The following is an 18456-nucleotide window of genomic DNA, read 5'->3' as shown; positions in this document are numbered from 1 at the left end:
TTTTATTTGTTCATTAACATTCATACTAACTTGGATACTCTACCTTGATCCCGTTACGATCAAGTATCTTTCTAATAAGAATACCATTTTTATAGTACTTTCTTGCATCGATCTCAAATTCTAATTCATTTTCATATGCTAGGTGTAATACCCTTACGCCATCATTATTGTATATTAATTGTGCTTTCGTTACTTCATCCCACTTGTATTCTTTTTCTTTCATTGACAGTGGTGCATTAAATTTTATAGTATCGTGTGTCATATATGTGTAATCATTCATACCAAATAAAAAACAAGCAATTGAAATAAGTACAATAAGTGATGATACTATTTTTATTTTAATTGTATCCCCAAATTTTCTCTCTAAAGTGATATATAAGATAAGACCGAGACCTAAGAAGATTGTTGCTATAAATATCCATAAATAAGCGGTTATATTTGCTGAGTAATACCAATACCCTTGATCGTAATTAATCATTAACGGTTGGATCATCCCAACAATTAATATAGGGATTATAAAGCTCGAGAATATTATTATTAATGAAAAAACGAGTAGAGTATTAGATGTTTTTGTGCTTATGTGATTCATAGATATGTGCCTCCTTGAAAATCTAGCATAATATAAACATACGTGGCACTATCTACTATGATTCACATTTCTGACATTTTAGCTAACGTCAATCTCTCCTTATTTTACTCTGCCGTATTTTCCTCCACCGCCTGTTTCTACACAAAGAGTACCGTTCCGTGCATTCATAATCGAATTAACAATTGATCGATTGACAACACGAAGCAATGACTTCTCTGGAACTTGATGTATAATCGCCATTTCAGTTTGAAAATGATCAAGTAAATTTTGCAATGTCTTCTTGCCAATGCCAGGTATAAACTCAAGTGGAACTTGGTGGATATAGCTAGGTCTATTTTCTCGCTTTGAATTTGTATTTTTTAGTTCCTTTAAACGATAATAAACACCCTTTATTATCTTCTTATGTCCGCATTTTACACAACATCCCTCTCCAAGTCTCATAGTTGCGAAGCACCTTTCACATACTGCGTGATAATATTTTCCTAGCTTAGGGTCAAGCCCATAATTAGCAACAACCTCACGATTACTTTCATTGTGCAAGGCTTTTTTCAACTCTTGAAAAGAAGGTGTTTTCATTTGAATCACTTGGTATTCTCGAGCAATTTTCCCTACTGAATGGGCGTCTGAATTTGATAAATACGTATAGTTATGTAACTCCATTATTTGATCTGCCATGTACGAATCTGCACTCAAACCAAGCTCTACAGCATCTATTAATTGGGGATCAAAAATTTCCGTTAGAGAAGAAGCTACACCTTTTCCGTACAAGCTTTTATAGGGAGTAAAAATATGTGCTGGAATAAATAATCCCGACATTGATTTTACTTTTTGTTGTAATTCAACAGCCGTTCCATACATTCTTTGTGTACTTAGCGTTATATTTTTCAATCTACTTTCTAACCAATGTGTAAATTCTTTCATCTTTGCTAATGTTGGAAAATACACTAAAACATGAACTGGTCCTTTACAATGTTCATCAAACACTTCGATTTCACACCCAAGTATTACTGTAAGATTTCTATAGCAAAGCCCCCCTTCTACATGTTCAGTCATTTCTCCTTCACTTAAAAGGTCCTCAAGCTCATTTTGTACTTCTGGAACGTGGCAATCAATGATACCAACCATTTCAAGTCCTTTACGGTTTAAGGCTTCATGTAATATAGTTGGTAACGTCATTGTTTTTGATGCAGTGATCTTTACAGGCTTACCTGAGTTTGTCCTTCCGAGATGAATATGTAAATCGACATAATATTGTTGCATCGTATAGGAGTCACAATCCTTCCATCAGTTGTTACTATTTTCAGCTAATTGCTTCATTTGTAGATGTTGAACAGCATAGGCTGTTTTCGCATCATATATTCGTTTTTCCGACATATAAGCTAATGCTTCATCTAACGTTAACTCAATTACATCAACGAATTCATCTTCATCTAATTGTGCTTTTATCTCTAATTTTATTAAACCTTCTGCAACATAAAGGTGAACAAGTTCATCTGCAAAACCCGGTGAAGTGTAAAATGATGTTAAATGAGTTAACTTGTGAGCAGTATAACCTGTCTCTTCTTCTAATTCTCTTTTTGCTGTTTCAATTGGTTCTTCCCCTTGTTCCAATTTGCCTGCCGGTATTTCTACAAGAACACGTTCTAATGGTTTCCGATATTGCTGTACCATGACAATCTTATTTTCACTCGTTACAGCAATTACAGCAACAGCTCCAGGGTGTTTTACTATTTCTCTCTTACTCGTTTTACCGTTCGGTAATTCTACATCCTCTACATATAAATCAATAATTTTCCCAGTAAACAGTTTATTTTTTTTAATTGTTTTTTCCTTTAAATGATTCATGATTTCTCCCTTTACCTTATTTCAGTCTTAAACACTGTTTCCATATGTGTTACAAACGTATCTTCATTCTCTGTAAAAGTTGCCATTTTATCACGATGTGCAACCGTTTGGTATCCTCGTGCATATGCACCGTAAGCAGTTAAAAAATTACAAATATCTGTACAGACACCTGTGACGTGCACTTTTTTTACATTTCTGTTTTGCAACTCTTCATGCAGTGCTGTGTCATAAAATGCATCATATTCAGGCTTCGGGATGTATACAACATTTGGATGGTTTTTATTCTCCTCAAACCATTCGGCTAAATCACCAAATAGTTCCTGCCCCCACGTACCCTTCACGTTATGCGCTGGCCACAATTCAAAATGCGGATCATTTTCTTCATGTGCATCCATACAAATTGCAACTACTTGATCATTCGCAATAAAATCCTCAGCCGCCTTAATAATATTTGCAACGATTTGTTGTGCAGGCTTCCCAACTGTTAAATTTCCTTTATCTGATACAAAATCATTACTCATATCAATAATGAGTAGTGCTTCTCGATTCATTTTTATTCCCCCTTCAAGATGTTGTTCAAAAGTTCTGAATTATATTGAACAAACTCATTAAATATATATAGTTTCAACATATTTGAGCTTACCCATTCTGTCAAGTTACAATATTGTTAGACTGTTTAAAAGGGCTAAATTCTTGGACGTGGTATGAAAAGTTCAATAAGAAGTAGTACGTCACGTAACATTCAGTCGATTAAGCATATAGTTCAAGGGGGAAAAGCAATTGAACAAAAGACAAGTAGGTTCTTCAGATTTATTCGTTAGTGAAATTGGCCTAGGTTGTATGTCATTGGGCACAGATGAAAAGCACGCAAAATCAATTGTTGATCATGCACTCGATCTTGGTATCAATTTTTTTGACACAGCTGATTTATATGATTTTGGAGTAAATGAAGAAATAGTCGGTAAAGCATTAAAAAATAGGCGGCATGATATTATTCTCGCAACGAAAGTTGGAAACCGTTGGTCTGATAACAAAGATGGCTGGTACTGGGATGCTTCTAAACAATATATTATAGAGACTGTGAAAGACAGCTTACGTAGACTTCAAACAGATTATATTGATTTATATCAGTTACATGGTGGGACGATAGAAGATCATATTGATGATACAATCGACGCCTTCGAACAGTTGAAGCGGGAAGGAGTCATTCGTCAATATGGGATATCCTCGATCCGACCAAATGTTATTCGAGAATTCGTCAATAAGTCATCAATCGTTAGTGTAATGATGCAATACAGCGTACTAGACCGCCGTCCTGAAGAATTATTCCCAATGTTGCAGAAAAACAATATTCATGTCATTGCACGCGGTCCACTTGCAAAAGGAATCTTAACTGAAAAACTGCTTATGAACGCAGGGAAAAAAGTTTTAGAAAAAGGATACCTTCATTATACGTATGAAGAACTAAGTCATGTTCGAAGTGAAGTAACGGCTATTTGTAACAACCGCAGCTTAACTGAAATTGCGCTTCAATATTGTTTACATAGCTCTGAAGTAGCAACTGTTATACCAGGCGCGAGTAAAAATGAACAACTTATTGAAAATGTTGAAGGTGTAGCAACAATAGGTTTAACAAATTCACAGTATTCAAAAATACAAGAGGTTACTAAAACTAACAAATATGAGCTGCATCGATAAGTTGGTACAATTTTCTTACACAAATTAACATGCGAAAAGCAGGCAAAGAAATACGTATAAACCATCTTTGCCTGCTTTACTGTAAACATCTATATTAGATAATCCCTTATCGATTATTGCTGTACCATTTTGCTGCTTTACGATCAATTTCTTTAATAAAGGCATCCTTCCCAGCAATATAACTAGCAATATCGTTTGCGTATTGTGTTGCTAGTCGCTCCTTTAAAGTTGCGTATTCCATTGCCTCATCGGAGTGGTTAATAAGATAATCTCGAAAGATAATATGACGTAAAACTTGTGGGTGGCCAGTTGGAAATACATGTACGTGGTGTGTTCGATGGTTACCGCCTTTTTGGAAGTAACGACGGTCCTCAACGCCATTTTCTCCTCTTGCTTCATAGCCAATGTTTTCCATTAAACCATTTAAACTATCTACTAATCCTAGGTCGTCGACTTCAATCATTATATCGATAATTGGCTTAGCCGACATATTTGGAATTGATGTACTGCCGATATGATGATAACTAGCAGCTAGGGTTTGATAAATATGCATTAATGCTTGTTTCTCCAAGTCAAATTGCCGACTCCAGTCTGAATTATAGCGATGTACTTCAACCTTTCTCATCTTAGCCTCCTATAAATTTGGTAGATTATGAGTAAAGAAACGTCTACCAATTCATCTATTTATAGTCATCCCAATTTAAATTACTTTCATTTAATAGTTCTTCAAAGGATTTGTTCTTTTCACGTTGACGACGTTCTTCTCGTTTTCTGTTTTCTTCATCTTCTTGTCTTTTTTTCTCTTCCATCGCTAATTCATTCTTTTTTTCTTGTAATTGTTGAAAAAGTGAAGAATTAAGTCGGTCTTTTACACTTAATGCATCATCATGACTCTTTTGTTTATGCTGTTTTTTATGTTTATTTTTCTTCATTTTGATCACTCCCGTTCTTCATTGTGTGTCAATATTATAGCATATGGACATTCGCAATCTTACTAGAAATTAGTTTAATTGTTGCCGAAATATTCAAATATTTAATAGAATATAGGTAAGCGTTTTCTTCTATTAAAGTAAGGAGGATATGATTATGCAATTACCTGATCAAGTCACAATTATTGAGGTCGGTCCACGTGATGGGCTACAAAATGAAAATGCCCTCATTCCTACTGAAAAAAAAATTCAGTTTATTCATAGCTTAATGGAGGCTGGTATTCATGAAATGGAACTAACTTCGTTCGTCTCACCAAAATGGGTACCACAAATGAAAGATGCCGAGGACATAATTTCATCTTGCTTAGATACAACGAAACGGCACTTTGTGTTAGCCCCAAATAAAAAAGGGGTTGACCGGCTTTACAAAACTTCTTGTAAACATGTTGCCGTTTTTGTCGGGGTCAGTAACACGTTTAACAAAAAAAATATTAATAAAGCGACAGCTGAAAGCATCACAGAATTAATCCCACTTATTCATGAGTTAAAAGAAAAAGGCTATTTTGTACGTGCATGTATATCCACTTCATTTTATTGCCCTTATGAAGGGAAAATTTCTGAGGCGGATGTCATGTCATTATGTGGTCATTTTGTCAATGCTGGAGTAGATGAATTAAGTGTTGCCGATACGATTGGAATGGCTAATCCACAACAAGTTTTTTCATTGTTTACCAAATTGAAAGCAAGATTTCCTCACGTACTACTCACCGGTCATTTTCATGACACACGCGGAATGGCGATAGCAAATATTTATGCAGCACTCCAAGCTGGTACTATACGTTTCGATACATCTGTAGGTGGGTTAGGAGGATGTCCGTTTGCTAAGGGGGCAACTGGCAATGTAGCTACAGAAGATGTCGTATTTATGATGCATCAAATGGGCATTAATACGAACATTGAGCTAACTAAACTAACTGAATCCCTCAATGTTATTCGCCCATTTTTAACGAAATCCTTAAACAGCAACTATGACGATATTGTACAAAAAACACTGCTATAATTTTTTTACTACTATATTGGTATAAGATCTTGATATTTTTCTCACCATACTATTTGAATAATAAATTTAGTAAAGGAGACTTTTCTATCTATGCCAAAACAACAAAAAACACGTGGCCAAAAAGGTAAGCAAAGTTCTGACACAACGAATGCTGTGATGTCTGTCGAAGAGATGGAAAAAGCAACACACCCTACGAACCGCCAAAATTCTAAATCATAAGACTGACAACTTAAAATCCACCGTAGTCAACGCCCCATAAGCTAAGCTACGGTGAGGTTTCTTCATCAATATGCCAATAAGTTCTTGAATCACCCTATACTAAAGAGACCCGCTGAAATGGTGAAGTGACCTAAATTCAATTAACACATACTCCCCGACCATCTTTCCATCCAGATGTTTATGACCTAATGGTATAATGAAAATAAATAACTCTTTAAGGGGAAAGCACTTTATGATAACACTATTCATTTTTATTGTAGCGTTATTTACCATTATCGTAATTACTGGATTTATACTAACAAATCAAATTATATATATTAAAAAGAAAGATGATGATGAGCTATATAACCGAGAAGTAAATGAAGGTCGCTTTAAACCTGAAGCTTTTACACAACTGCCTTGTCAAAAGATTGAGATACAATCAAAATACAACTACAAAATCCACGGTTGGCTTATTGCACCACACCAGGCAAATAAATATATGATATTTTGTCACGGAGTAACCGTGAATAAAGTGAATTCTATTAAATATATGGATGTATTTTTAGAGAGAGGTTGGAATGTTCTTGCATATGATCATCGCCGTCACGGTGAATCCGGTGGAAAAACAACAAGCTACGGGTATTACGAAAAGCATGACCTCGCTGAAGTTGTTAACTGGTTAAAACAGCGTGTCGACCCAAATAGTATGATTGGTATACATGGAGAATCAATGGGCGCAGTAACGGTACTATTATATGCTGACATGGTTAAGGATGGAGCTGATTTCTATATAGCAGATTGTCCTTTCTCTGATTTCGAGGAACAGTTAGTCTACCGCGTAAAAAAGTCGGTTAACCTTCCTAAACAGTTGTTTATACCTTTGACAAACCTATTTTTACAATGGCGAGAGGGGTACTCCTTAAAGAACATATCCCCCATTTCTATCGTAGAAAATATTACACAACCAATTCTGTTTATTCATAGTCAAAAGGATGACTATATTTTACCTGAAATGACTAAAAATCTATACAAACAAAAAAAAGGACCCAAAAAGCTATTTCTAGCTCAAAATGGATCACATGCATTGTCTTTAGCAGAGAATAAAACAGCTTACGAACAAGTTCTTGACGAATTCTTAGCGCAGTATAAACTCGATAATTAAAAAGCGCCATGAATCATTATAGCTTTGCTATTCACCCATCTCTACTAAGCTCATCCGTGGATTTAAGATTTGGCTTGGACTTTTGAGCATGAAACAGTTTGCACTCTCTGTAAAATCAATCGTCATCTCTTCATCAAAAAACACTGTTTTTGATTGATCAATTAGCAATGGTATAAAATTCGTATCGACTTTTATCTCATCATCATTTGCTTTATCAACAATCCACAATGCCGAAACACCACTAACTACACAGCCACACCCTTCTGTGTCGTAAGCAAGCTTTAACAATTTACTTTGTTCCATATTAGTTTCTATATGATCTATAGCTTTTTTTGTAAATGTAATTTTCAAATTGATCCTTCTCCCTATAAGTTTTCCTCTCATTTTAGCATATTACCATACGATATACTCATATTTTGTATACAAGCTCATTTATTTGCATATTCTCATAGTAATGAAGTTGAGTTTTGTTGATCATTATAAAAAATACCCAATTAAAGGAGAGAAAGACATGTCTGATGTTCGAATTAAAGTGTTAGATAATGGACCATTACGAGTAACTGGTAACATTGAATTAGTTGATGGAGATGGTAACAGTTTTGAAACGAAGCAAGCTTATTCTTTATGCCGGTGTGGCTTATCGAGTAAAGCACCATATTGTGACGGATCTCATAAAGATAAGTTCGAATCTTCTGTTCGAGCTGAGTAAACTCACAACAGTAAAGGCTATTTTCATAAACATTGTTTACTACAACTGGGCAGAATGATGAGTTTTATGAAAGCATAATACTTGTAAAAGTAGAAAAGTGCCACGAACGCTAGATTTCGTGGCATCATTTCTTCTATTTAACGATGACTTATGAGTAAAACGACATGATAACCAAATTACGAAAGGCTCTTTTCGTAAACTTTGTTGCTATTTTTATTTAAAAAATGGATAATATGATGAGTTTTTTTAGAGCTTAATAATGTAAAAGTAGTAAAGCTACCACGATACTAGATGTATACGTGCTTACACCTTAGAACGTATAGCAACAATCAATGCGAAAACAACCTTACGAAAAGGGACTTAAATAACATAGTTGAACCTCAAAAGAGATGGAAAGTTAATTCCCAGTCATGTTATCTTTCCATTACTCCTTTACGACCACACATAAAATGTGTATACTACAACCATTCCAAAAGAAAGAAGGAAAAATAATGAACAAAACCATACATGTTGGTCTCGTTGGTTTTGGGTTTTCTGGACAAGTATTTCATGCCCCATTTGTTCATTCTCATCCAAACCTGCAATTAACAAAAGTCGTCGAACGAACGAAAAGTCATTCAAAGGAACTATACCCATACACAGAAGTTGTTCGTGACTTCGATGAACTGCTTGAAGACGAAGCAATTGATCTTGTTATCATTACTACAGCTAATGAGCTCCACTATCCTATGGTAAAGAAAGCATTACTGAAAAATAAACACGTGGTTGTCGAAAAACCTTTTACGATTTCCTCTGAAGAAGCAACACAATTAGCTAAACTAGCAAACAAACAAAATCGAGTGTTAAGTGTATATCACAATCGCCGCTTTGATGGTGATTTTTTAACTATAAACCAAATCATTCAACAAAATCTACTTGGTCATGTTGTCGAATTTGAGTCACACTACGATCGTTACCGAAATTTTTTAAAAGGCTCCTGGCGAGAAGACAATAGACCAGGATCAGGTATTTTGTATGATTTAGGCTCTCACTTAATCGACCAAGCAATCACATTATTCGGGTATCCTCATACTGTGACCGCTGATGTGCGAATTCAACGACCTATTTCTCAAACAATTGATTCTTTTGATCTCAAATTAGATTACGATAACCTCAAGATTTTACTAAAAGCTGGCATGTTAGTAAGAGAACCAGGACCTCGTTTTATCATTCACGGCACAAACGGTTCTTTTGTTAAATATGAGATGGACCCACAAGAGGAACAATTAAAAAATGGCATGATGCCTACAAATATGATGTATGGAATAGAAAAGGAAGATCATTGGGGCACCCTAAACACTGATCTTAATGACCTGCATTACAAAGGAAAAATTGAAACAATAAAGGGAAATTACATGAATTTCTACAACAATATTTATGATGCAATTGTAAATGACTTGCCACTAATCGTAACCGGTGAGCAAGCATGTAATACTATCCGCATTATTGAGTTAGCGATGCAAAGCTCCGAAGAGGGTAGAAGTATACCTTTTACACCTCAATTAGTTTAGTTCCATATCCCTTATAGAACTATTTTTCGTTTATCCTCGAAGATTTTTTCTATACGTTCTTTTTTAGTATTTTTCATTTACAAAGGCTGAATGTCTACAATATTAACAAACTGTACATCATGGATTTTTTCAACCCTATCCATGATGCGTACGGTTTTATTAATGTGGTCTATAAAATGAATATTACCTTCAACAGTATTTATCGCATGATTTTGATAATAGGAAAAAGATAATGTTTGATTTCCAGCTATACCGATATGAATCATTTCATTCAACTCTTCTAGTCGTTGCTCATCTAACAACGGCTTTGAAGCTCTCTGCTGTTTTTTTTCTAACTCCCTTAACAGCTTTGTATGTTCAGGGAGCATCATTGATACCCATTTAATTGTTCCACGGTCTCGAATCACTTTTATCACTCTCCTTTTTTTCATTCCTAAATTCTTTATGAGCTAATCCGTTATTGAAGGCATTATTCCACCGTTTTCCACATGGCGAATTGCAGGCACTTCCGCTTTTCTTTTTGGCTAGCTACAGTGCCTATCTCCTCGAGTCACTTCACCATTACACCCAAAGGCAAAGAACGCCTTCATTTGTAATGCTTCCAGGGCTTGTCGGAGATGACCAAGACACTTCCGCTTTTCCTATTGTCCAGCTGCGCCTCCTAGTCCCTCGAGTCACTTCACCATTACACCTAAAGGCAAAGAACGCCTTCATTTGCAATGCTTCTAGGGCTTGTCGGAGATGACCAAGGCACTTCCGCTTTTCCTATTGCTTATGGCCTCCTACTAGTGTGCTGCGGTGACGTGCCGTCCCCGCATCCGTATATGAAACTGCTCGCAAAATTGCATTTGAGCCGTATTTCCTCCTGATTTCATCCATACAGTAGCCGAGTGCTTGCTGCTTCGGTTTATTCATTTCAAACAGCGATAGTTGCATATTTAGATCATCCTCAATATTAGACAGTGCAATAGAGATTTTTCGTACTGTTTTATTTGTATAATGCTTTTGAAATAGCTCAATACAAACATTGTAAATATCCATTGTAATATTTGTTGGTTCTTCCATTGTTTTTGAACGATAAAATCCGCCGCCAAATTCATCTTTACTATATCCAATACCAAGACTAACCGTTCTTCCGACCTTTTTAGCTGTGCGAGTTCTTCTTGCCACCTCCTCACACATTTCTAATATTACTCGCTTTACATCTGTCGGATTTGGATAATCTCGTAATAAAATTTGACTTTTTCCAAAGCTAATTTGTCCTTGCAAAAAGGGTGCACCAAGCTCTGAAAAATCAACACCCCACGCGTGATAATATAGCTGATTTCCCATAATGCCAAACTTTTGTTCAAGTAGTTTGAGGGAATAATTAGCAAGCTGCCCTACTGAGAATATTCCTATCCTGTTTAATCTTTTTTCCATTTTCCCACCAATTCCCCACATTTGACTAAGTGGTGAAAGCGGCCAAAGCTTTGTTTCCACATCATCATACGTCCATCGAGCAATCCCTGTTTTTTTTGCCTCTAAATCCAAGCATAGTTTTGCCATAAGCATATTTGGTCCTATACCAATTGCACACGGAACTTCATATTCTCTCTCTATATCTTCTTTTAGTTTTTGAGCTGTCGTTTCTGCATCACCCCATAGCTTCTCAGTACCATCCACTTGTAAAAAACTCTCATCAACGCTATACGTATGAACTGCTTCTCCCGGCACATAGCGCTGAAATAACTTAGTAAGTTCCATTGATATACGTAAGTATGTGCGCATCTTTGGATTGACGATTACAATTCGCGGGTCCTTAGGGATTTCAAATAAACGTGACCCTGTTCTAATACCAAATTCCTTCTTCAAGCGTGGTGAAGCTGCTAAAACAACACTCCCCTGTCTTTCTGTATCACCAACAACCGCTAAGTAGCATGTCAGTGGATCTAAATTCAGCAGTACTGCTGCACAACTTGCAAAAAAGCTTTTCATATCAATACATAAGATGTTATGGTGAGGCATTTTGCTATAATCGATCAAATATAACACCCCTAAAAGAATATACGTTCGTATTATTATATTCAACATCTTAACCGAATATACGTTCGTTATCAATTACAAATTGTTTCCAATAAGAAATGCTAAGATCCCCAATGTTTGGTGACAAACACTGTAGCCACTCATGAAGGTGTTTTATTGTTCGAAAAGCACTATTGTTAGATATTTCAGAAGACACTTTGTTTAAACTTTGTTACTTTTTTCACTTAATTTGAGTAACTGATGTGTATAGTTTTTAGTGGAGAAAACATGCCACGAAAACTAGTTTTATCCGTTAGTACGAAAAACCACATTCTATACGAAAACAGCCTAATGAAACAATTAATGTGAAAATACCCTTTCATAAAGGGATTTATTCTACATGTTTTTTTACAATTTCTTCTTTTATTACTAAAGTATACATGTTATAATTTTGATTGATTAATCAATCATTGAATGCGAGGTCTAATTATGTCTAAACAAATATCTAAAAAGGAACAACTACGGGAAGAAAAAAGACAAAGAATTTTACATGCAGCTATCACCCTCTTCTCGAAAAATGGCTATTCAGAAACAACAATTGCAGCTGTCGCCAAAGCTTCGGAAGTGAGTTTCGGAACTGTATTTACTTATTTTTCAAATAAGGAGCAACTTTTTGAGGCCGCGGTATTAGAACCGTTAGATGAAATGAAGGCGCTGTTTTTATATCAAACTAACAAAGATCACTCCCCCTTAGAACATCTTAAACAAATGGTTAAAGAGCATGTTATTACCTTTTCTCAAAAGGAAACCCATTTACGCTTAGTTCAGTATGTATTAGGGCAACATGAAAGATTTCCAAAATTATTCGAGCAATTAGATTCTTTTTTCCATGACGTCATCGACGCACTGAAGCCAATCATTATAGAAGGACAAAAACAAGGTGAGCTACATACGTTGAATCCTGAAATCGTAGCAACATCTTATTTCCAATTTTTAAATGGGATTCGTGTAACAATTATCGATCCGCCCGATGGGGTTATATGGAAGGCACTTATTCCACAGGCGTTGCTCCTTTTTGCACCAGTAAATTCCAAGAATATTTACGATAGTACCCTCAATGAATAAAATTAGCAGTGTTATCGAACTTGGAAGTATCATTGGTTCAGTCATCATTAGTCGTTTAGGTAACAGAATTAATGAAAAAGTACTGGTGTGTTCCTCTACTGTGTTGCTAGGTGTGTTAATTACACTAAACGGAGTGGGCGGTATAAGAAGTGGTTTTATAAGATTGTCAGCGTTATAAAGAATAAAAGATAACATGAATTTTAGTTATCTGCATGTAAATTGTTTTAGTAACAATCACCTTTATGAAAAAAATTACATCATATTTAACTGGAGGGATAGTCATGTTTTTCGAGGAAAAAGTAATTACAAGAAGTCCAAATGAGTTTATGGAAGTTCGTCATGTAAAGATAAAAGGTTCAAATTTTGATATTGGAAAGAAGCTAGCTGAGATTGCGTATAATAATCATCGTGCCCTACCTTACCCCGCAACTACCAAATACAAATATCAGCTAGAATATTTTAAAAATAATTATCCTATCTTACTTGACCGAATACAAGGAGCGACTGATTATTTCAGTAATGTAAACGTTGAAGACAATAGCTATGATTTTTCTTCCTTCGTTTATTCGTCTGGATTACCTGGCTGTTCAGTTGTATTTTACCCTCCAACAACTACACAAAATGGAAGTCCAGTCGTAAGTCGTAACTTCGACTTTGCAACTGGAACTATAACTGGGGGAATACCAGCTGATGACGAAAAACCAGCTTTTGCAAATCCTTACATTCTTGAGCTGCATCCAGACGAAGGCTATTCTTCTTTATGTGTGTCGGGATATGAAATGCTTAGTGGAGTACTTGATGGAATAAACTCAGAAGGTCTTGTTGTTACGTTATTAGCTGATGATGATGCGATTACTCATTACCCTATTGAACCAACCTATCAGCCTCAAGTTGGTTTGAATGAACTACAAATACTAAGACTGTTATTAGATACATGTGCCAATATTGAAGAGGCAAAGAAAGCATTGCATATGAATAAACACTATTATACTCTCTATCCCTTGCACTTCCTCATCGCTGATAAACATGGCAACTCATTTGTTTGGGAACAATCTCACGGACGTAATAAAGAATTTACTTTTGATGGTGATAAGAACCATCCCCAAGTAGTAACTAATTTCCCATTGTACAAGTTTCAATCCGAGTCACAATTTCCCGATACTGATGATCGATTATCTATGTATAATCGGTTCTGTAATATAAAAGAAAATATCAAGAGAAATAAAGCTCCTTACTCCATAAATTTTATAAAAAATGTAAATCAACAAGTCTCTTTTCATGACCATTCTCACTTAAGAGAATCACAATGTCCTACACGAACGTTATGGCATAGCATATATGACATTGAAGATCGCACTATATTAATAGATTTTTACTTAGGTGAAGAAAATGAAACGATAAAAAGATCTGGATATATCCAACTTTCCCTATGAAAAAGTCATAATTTTCAAAAGGGTGACTCATGATTGAGTTATCCCTATTTCCTTTGATGGTTTCCATTTCACCACTTATAGTATAATTCTTCACCCTCATTTATTATTGAGGGTGAAGGTACAGTAGTGAATTGTGATTGCCTTGGACTACCAATAATATTAGCACGATGGACAATGCTGAATAGGTAAGTTTAACGATGTAAATATTTTCCTTCATTGGACAGGGCATATGAGCAAATCAGTAATAGACGAAAGCAAATTATACCGCAGTGCTTCATCGTTTAAATTGGTCCCCTTCATCCTTGTTATAAGCAAAATTTCAGAGCAAATCTCACACTCTTATCTTGTATATAAGACAGCATCGCCTTTATACGATAGATAAATTCTCCATAACCGCTTTTTGAGCTACCCTTTTAAAGTAAGCTAAAATATACTCATATTTAGTAACTTCTTTTGTGCTTCTATAAAGCTCTCAACAAGGCTTTCTGCTATGATCTCTAATCTTTTGAACCAGTTAGATTGTACTGTCAGAGCTTTTACTGCACCTTCTACAGTTTGAATATTGCCTAACCGATTTAAATCATCGTAGCCGGTATACATTATCTGTTGAAAAAAATAAACGAACAAATCATTTGAAAAAAACTGCTGAAGATCTATATGGTTGTTATTCAATACTTCTTCAAGCTCATTTAAAGTCGCTCCAGTCTCTTTTTTACATAGGTTTAAAATTTCGTGGCATCTTTTCATTCCTTGTTGAGTCGAATGTAATAAACTCTTTATTCCATGTGTATATTTATCTAGTTCATCAGCTAGATCATGTAATCTAATCATTCTGTCTTTTAAATTGATTGTTTCTTTACTTTCAGAAACAATTGTATAGAGTTTCTTTTTCAACGGCTTTTTACAATATAATTCAATAGCCTCCATTAATGGCATACAAGTCGTACCGTTAATCTTCGCACCACCTTCTGTTGCATTAATGACTGTTATGTGGGGGGTATTCATTATCATTTCTTCAAGGCCCTTTCTAAAGAACGTCCACAAAGGCGTTGAAGCAATTGATTTACCATCATTACTGTCAACATCCACTACCTTATTTTTGTCATAATCGCTCTGGGAACTTCCTTCGTAATAACGTGACTTTTTACTATGGTGAGCTCCATCTGGAGCAAAGGCAAAATCTTGACCTACAAATATTATAGGATTAGAACCCATGTATATAGCAGCCTCGTACGCTAGATGTGATACGTTAGAACCACCGCTTAGACAAGATTCATCTCCAATGAAGCGGTTAACCCATCTATTCATTGCTTCCCTTGAGCGAAATATTGGAATCCTTGGTCCTTGAAAAGTTTGATAATTTCGCTTATCAATTATTGCTAAACCAAGTAAGACTAATTCCTCTGGATATTCTATGCCTCTAAAATGATGTAAAAAAGCTTGCTCGGTTCGTTCTAATATACACATTGCATCAGGCTTAATTTCTTCCTTTAATAAAGGTATTACCGAAGAGCCAGCTGCTATCATAAGACCTTTATCCTTAATCTTTTTTAATATTTCGATATTTTTGTCCAATGATGGTCCATTTGCAACAATAAACGCTGGTTTATTATAAAATTTATTTTTCAAACTACTAACATACGGATTTTCAATAATTTCATTTACATTGTTAATTAAATTATGAAAACCTATTAAATTATCATAAGGATCGTTACCTATATTTATCGTACAAAAAGTAATAAGCTGCATAATTGATTGATGAAGGTGCAAGTATTTCTTTTTAAAATATCTTTTTGCACTATTCGTAAAGACACAAGTAGGCATCGTGCATCTTAGCAACCCACCAGTAAGTAAAAATTGCTGGAATTCTTGTGAAATGTCATGAAAATCTCCCACAAAAAAAATAACTTTCGGATCTTTCAACAATTTTTCAAGGTCAAACAAATATAACATCGCCAAAAAAATATATATATTTTGTTCAAATATAACAACAAACGTATTCGAGTGTCTTTTTGCATCAAGAGTAAACAGTGGATAGCCAACGTCACAGCCATAAATAAATAAAGATGTAGCATCAATTATAGAATTTTCTTTAAATAATACTTCACCTTCATCTAATGGCGTCGTACCATTTAAATAAAAAGACCCTTCTGTTCCAATATACTTACAAGTCGGCATTCCTTTATCATTAACCGACACCTGAATTTTTCTCCATAGATCATCTTTATTCACCTTTCTCACTTGTTTTTTAATACGCTCTGGGAGAAGGTTAAAGTTTTTCTGAAAACCTATTTCTAATAGTGTAGTTTTTAAAATTAACCTTCCTTTCATTTTTTTTAGTAACTGCAACCCCTCACATTCAAGTATACTTCTAAGACCGATGATATCTTTTTCACTTAATATCTTACGTAACGGGTGAAGTAGTAAAATGATAGCTCTCACTTCATCAGAGCTTACCATCATGTTAGAAGAATAATTTGCTATAACAAACTCTAATTTCTCTAGAAAAACGATAAAATACTCGAGAGCATATTTGTCATTCCCTTCTTTTATGCTCTGTACTGTCAAAAGAAGTATTTTTTCCGACTCTACTATATGATTGTACAAATCATCATTTATCATCATCTTCCCTTTCTAATAATTTTTTCCAGTTTCCTCTTTGAAAATCTTCAAGGTTTTTTAGAATTCCTTTCTTGTATTGAAGCGACTCATAATCATGCTTATTCATTCCAGCCTGAACCTCTTTAATATCCTCTTCTGTCCAATAGTTAGACAATGATTGATTGGACATTTCTTTTAATTCAACTAATAATGTTGTTAATTCGGTAACAGCTTTTTTATAGTCACTTTCCTTACTAGCTTCAAGGCTCTTATTATCTTCATTAACATGCATTTTTTCATTGTAAATGTCCATTAAAAACACCTCGCTTTTTTTTCATTTTCAATGAAATATTTCTTATTTGGCAAAGTAAAAAATGACTTTTTGGACTGCTTTTATTACACTTTCAACATCTTCATCAGTCATTTTCGGAAATAATGGTAAGGTAATAGCATCGCCGTAAAACTTTTCTGCTACAGGACAAAGACTTGGTGGGTAACCAAGCTGCTGGTAATAAGGTTGTAAATATACAGGTATATAATGAACATTAACTCCAATATTTTCATTTATTAAAGCCTCATATATTTCCTTACGAGCCCCGTTTAATTTATGCAGGTCCAATTTAATGACATATAAATGATAACTTGAAAGCCTATCATTCTTTTCATAAGGTAGAGTAAGTTGATTTAGCTTATCAAAAGCACTATTATATTTTCTTACTATAGCCTTCCTACGACTTATAAATGAATCAACTTTTTTGAGTTGACTTATTCCTAGTGCAGCCTGGATATCAGTCATACGATAATTAAAGCCTAGAAATTGCATTTCATAATACCACGCCCCTTCGTTCTCCCCCATCTTTTCACAGTTTCTAGTTATTCCATGATTACGGAATTGGATGAGCTTATCATAATAGTCTGGATTGTTTGTTGTAATAACCCCTCCTTCACCAGTAGTAATGTGCTTTACTGGATGGAAGCTAAACATTGTCATATCACTTATTGATCCTATCTGTCTTCCCTTATACTTAGCACCTAGAGCATGAGCTGCATCTTCAATAATGATTAAATCGTGTTTCCTAGCAATACTCATAATGTCATCCAAGTCAACAGGCTGACCTCCAAAATCTACAGGAATTATCGCCTTTGTTCGTGATGTTATTAACGCCTCTATATTCTCAGCTGCAATATTATTCGTATCAAGATTAATATCAGCAAAAATTGGAGAGCCTCTCTGATATAAAACGCAATTCGGAGTTGCTACAAACGTTATTGGTGTTGTTATTACTTCATCCCCCTCAGAAATACCGGCAGCAAAAACAGCAGCATGAAGTGCAGCCGTTCCACTTGAAAATGCAACAGCGTATTTACTATTTACATATGTTGAAATCTCTTTCTCAAATTTTTTAAGAAGAGGTCCAGTAGTTAAATATTTACTTTTCAAAACATCGATAACTATGTTAATATCTTGGTCATCAATCCATTGTTGGCCGTAAGGGAGGAATTCATTTCGAACGGGTTTGCCACCGTGTATAGCCAATTTATTTAACATA

General features: G+C 35.0%; 21 protein-coding genes. 9 read left to right on the top strand and 12 right to left on the bottom strand.

Annotated features, from left to right (window positions below):
• Positions 1-25: 25 nt before the first annotated feature.
• The 4 genes from V1503_RS16650 to V1503_RS16635 form a co-directional block, all read right to left on the bottom strand.
• Positions 26-589, bottom strand: coding sequence for a hypothetical protein (locus tag V1503_RS16650; RefSeq protein ID WP_410628334.1), 564 nt, complete (start codon positions 587-589; stop codon positions 26-28).
• A gap of 99 nt (positions 590-688) precedes the next feature.
• A complete protein-coding gene (locus V1503_RS16645; RefSeq protein WP_320256935.1) occupies positions 689-1849 on the bottom strand; it encodes an endonuclease Q family protein in 1161 nt (386 codons plus the stop codon).
• 24 nt (positions 1850-1873) lie between these two features.
• A complete protein-coding gene (locus V1503_RS16640) occupies positions 1874-2434 on the bottom strand; it encodes an NUDIX hydrolase (RefSeq protein WP_214480137.1) in 561 nt (186 codons plus the stop codon).
• Positions 2435-2445: 11 nt separating this feature from the next.
• Positions 2446-2985, bottom strand: coding sequence for a cysteine hydrolase family protein (locus V1503_RS16635; protein ID WP_320256934.1), 540 nt, complete (start codon positions 2983-2985; stop codon positions 2446-2448).
• 229 nt (positions 2986-3214) lie between these two features.
• On the opposite strand from V1503_RS16635, the gene V1503_RS16630 reads away from it, so the two are divergent.
• Complete coding sequence (locus tag V1503_RS16630; RefSeq protein ID WP_410628331.1) at positions 3215-4132, top strand: aldo/keto reductase; 918 nt, start codon at positions 3215-3217, stop codon at positions 4130-4132.
• 106 nt (positions 4133-4238) lie between these two features.
• Here V1503_RS16630 and V1503_RS16625 read toward each other — a convergent pair whose 3' ends face one another.
• Positions 4239-4757, bottom strand: coding sequence for a GrpB family protein (locus V1503_RS16625; RefSeq protein ID WP_410628329.1), 519 nt, complete (start codon positions 4755-4757; stop codon positions 4239-4241).
• Positions 4758-4812: 55 nt separating this feature from the next.
• Positions 4813-5070: a YqkE family protein gene (locus V1503_RS16620; RefSeq protein WP_214480436.1), complete on the bottom strand. Its 258-nt coding sequence runs from the start codon at positions 5068-5070 to the stop codon at positions 4813-4815.
• Positions 5071-5218: 148 nt separating this feature from the next.
• Here V1503_RS16620 and V1503_RS16615 point away from each other — a divergent pair, with 148 nt between their 5' ends.
• The 3 genes from V1503_RS16615 (at position 5219) to V1503_RS16605 (ending at position 7484) form a co-directional block, all read left to right on the top strand.
• A complete protein-coding gene (locus V1503_RS16615) occupies positions 5219-6121 on the top strand; it encodes a hydroxymethylglutaryl-CoA lyase (RefSeq protein ID WP_410628327.1) in 903 nt (300 codons plus the stop codon).
• A gap of 90 nt (positions 6122-6211) precedes the next feature.
• Positions 6212-6340: a hypothetical protein gene (locus V1503_RS16610; protein WP_284730418.1), complete on the top strand. Its 129-nt coding sequence runs from the start codon at positions 6212-6214 to the stop codon at positions 6338-6340.
• A 232-nt stretch (positions 6341-6572) separates the two neighbouring features.
• Positions 6573-7484 carry an alpha/beta hydrolase gene (locus tag V1503_RS16605; protein ID WP_410628324.1) on the top strand — a complete coding sequence of 304 codons (912 nt, stop codon included), beginning with the start codon at positions 6573-6575 and terminating at the stop codon, positions 7482-7484.
• Positions 7485-7511: 27 nt separating this feature from the next.
• Here V1503_RS16605 and V1503_RS16600 read toward each other — a convergent pair whose 3' ends face one another.
• A complete protein-coding gene (locus tag V1503_RS16600) occupies positions 7512-7835 on the bottom strand; it encodes an iron-sulfur cluster biosynthesis family protein (protein WP_320256930.1) in 324 nt (107 codons plus the stop codon).
• 160 nt (positions 7836-7995) lie between these two features.
• Between V1503_RS16600 and V1503_RS16595 the strand changes: the two genes are divergently transcribed.
• The gene (locus V1503_RS16595) at positions 7996-8193 is read left to right on the top strand and encodes a CDGSH iron-sulfur domain-containing protein (protein WP_214480144.1); all 198 of its coding nucleotides are present in this window, start codon (positions 7996-7998) and stop codon (positions 8191-8193) included.
• A gap of 491 nt (positions 8194-8684) precedes the next feature.
• Positions 8685-9743 (top strand): oxidoreductase, encoded by a 1059-nt coding sequence (locus V1503_RS16590; protein WP_320256928.1) that lies wholly within the window; start codon positions 8685-8687, stop codon positions 9741-9743.
• 77 nt (positions 9744-9820) lie between these two features.
• On the opposite strand, the gene V1503_RS16585 is transcribed toward V1503_RS16590, so the two are convergent.
• Positions 9821-10150: a YolD-like family protein gene (locus V1503_RS16585; protein WP_214480146.1), complete on the bottom strand. Its 330-nt coding sequence runs from the start codon at positions 10148-10150 to the stop codon at positions 9821-9823.
• Positions 10151-10508: 358 nt separating this feature from the next.
• Positions 10509-11768 carry a Y-family DNA polymerase gene (locus V1503_RS16580; RefSeq protein ID WP_214480147.1) on the bottom strand — a complete coding sequence of 420 codons (1260 nt, stop codon included), beginning with the start codon at positions 11766-11768 and terminating at the stop codon, positions 10509-10511.
• Between the two features lie 468 nt (positions 11769-12236).
• Between V1503_RS16580 and V1503_RS16575 the strand changes: the two genes are divergently transcribed.
• The 3 genes from V1503_RS16575 to V1503_RS16565 all read left to right on the top strand — a co-directional run bounded on the left by V1503_RS16575 (position 12237) and on the right by V1503_RS16565 (position 14305).
• Positions 12237-12872, top strand: a complete 636-nt coding sequence (locus V1503_RS16575) for a TetR/AcrR family transcriptional regulator (RefSeq protein ID WP_410628319.1) — start codon at positions 12237-12239, stop codon at positions 12870-12872.
• Entirely contained in the window at positions 12865-13050 is a 186-nt protein-coding gene (locus V1503_RS16570) for a hypothetical protein (protein WP_410628317.1), read from the top strand. Before V1503_RS16575 ends, V1503_RS16570 begins: the two co-directional genes overlap by 8 nt.
• A gap of 103 nt (positions 13051-13153) precedes the next feature.
• The gene (locus V1503_RS16565; protein WP_410628315.1) at positions 13154-14305 is read left to right on the top strand and encodes a C45 family autoproteolytic acyltransferase/hydrolase; all 1152 of its coding nucleotides are present in this window, start codon (positions 13154-13156) and stop codon (positions 14303-14305) included.
• A gap of 423 nt (positions 14306-14728) precedes the next feature.
• On the opposite strand, the gene V1503_RS16560 is transcribed toward V1503_RS16565, so the two are convergent.
• Genes V1503_RS16560 through pseC form a run of 3 tightly spaced genes read right to left on the bottom strand, consistent with a single transcriptional unit; the run spans position 14729 to position 18455 of the window.
• Positions 14729-16927, bottom strand: a complete 2199-nt coding sequence (locus V1503_RS16560) for a motility associated factor glycosyltransferase family protein (RefSeq protein ID WP_410628313.1) — start codon at positions 16925-16927, stop codon at positions 14729-14731.
• A complete protein-coding gene (locus V1503_RS16555) occupies positions 16917-17219 on the bottom strand; it encodes a hypothetical protein (RefSeq protein WP_410628311.1) in 303 nt (100 codons plus the stop codon). The genes V1503_RS16560 and V1503_RS16555 overlap by 11 nt, the downstream gene beginning before the upstream one ends.
• A 42-nt stretch (positions 17220-17261) precedes the next feature.
• On the bottom strand, positions 17262-18455 hold the full coding sequence (gene pseC, locus V1503_RS16550) for a UDP-4-amino-4,6-dideoxy-N-acetyl-beta-L-altrosamine transaminase (protein WP_410628309.1): 1194 nt from the start codon (positions 18453-18455) through the stop codon (positions 17262-17264).
• Position 18456: the final 1 nt, after the last annotated feature.

Origin of the sequence: Nanhaiella sioensis (assembly GCF_046557775.1) — a bacterium.
Taxonomy (GTDB): Bacteria; Bacillota; Bacilli; order Bacillales; family SM2101; genus Nanhaiella; species Nanhaiella sioensis.
This window is presented reverse-complemented; position numbering and strand designations above follow the sequence as displayed.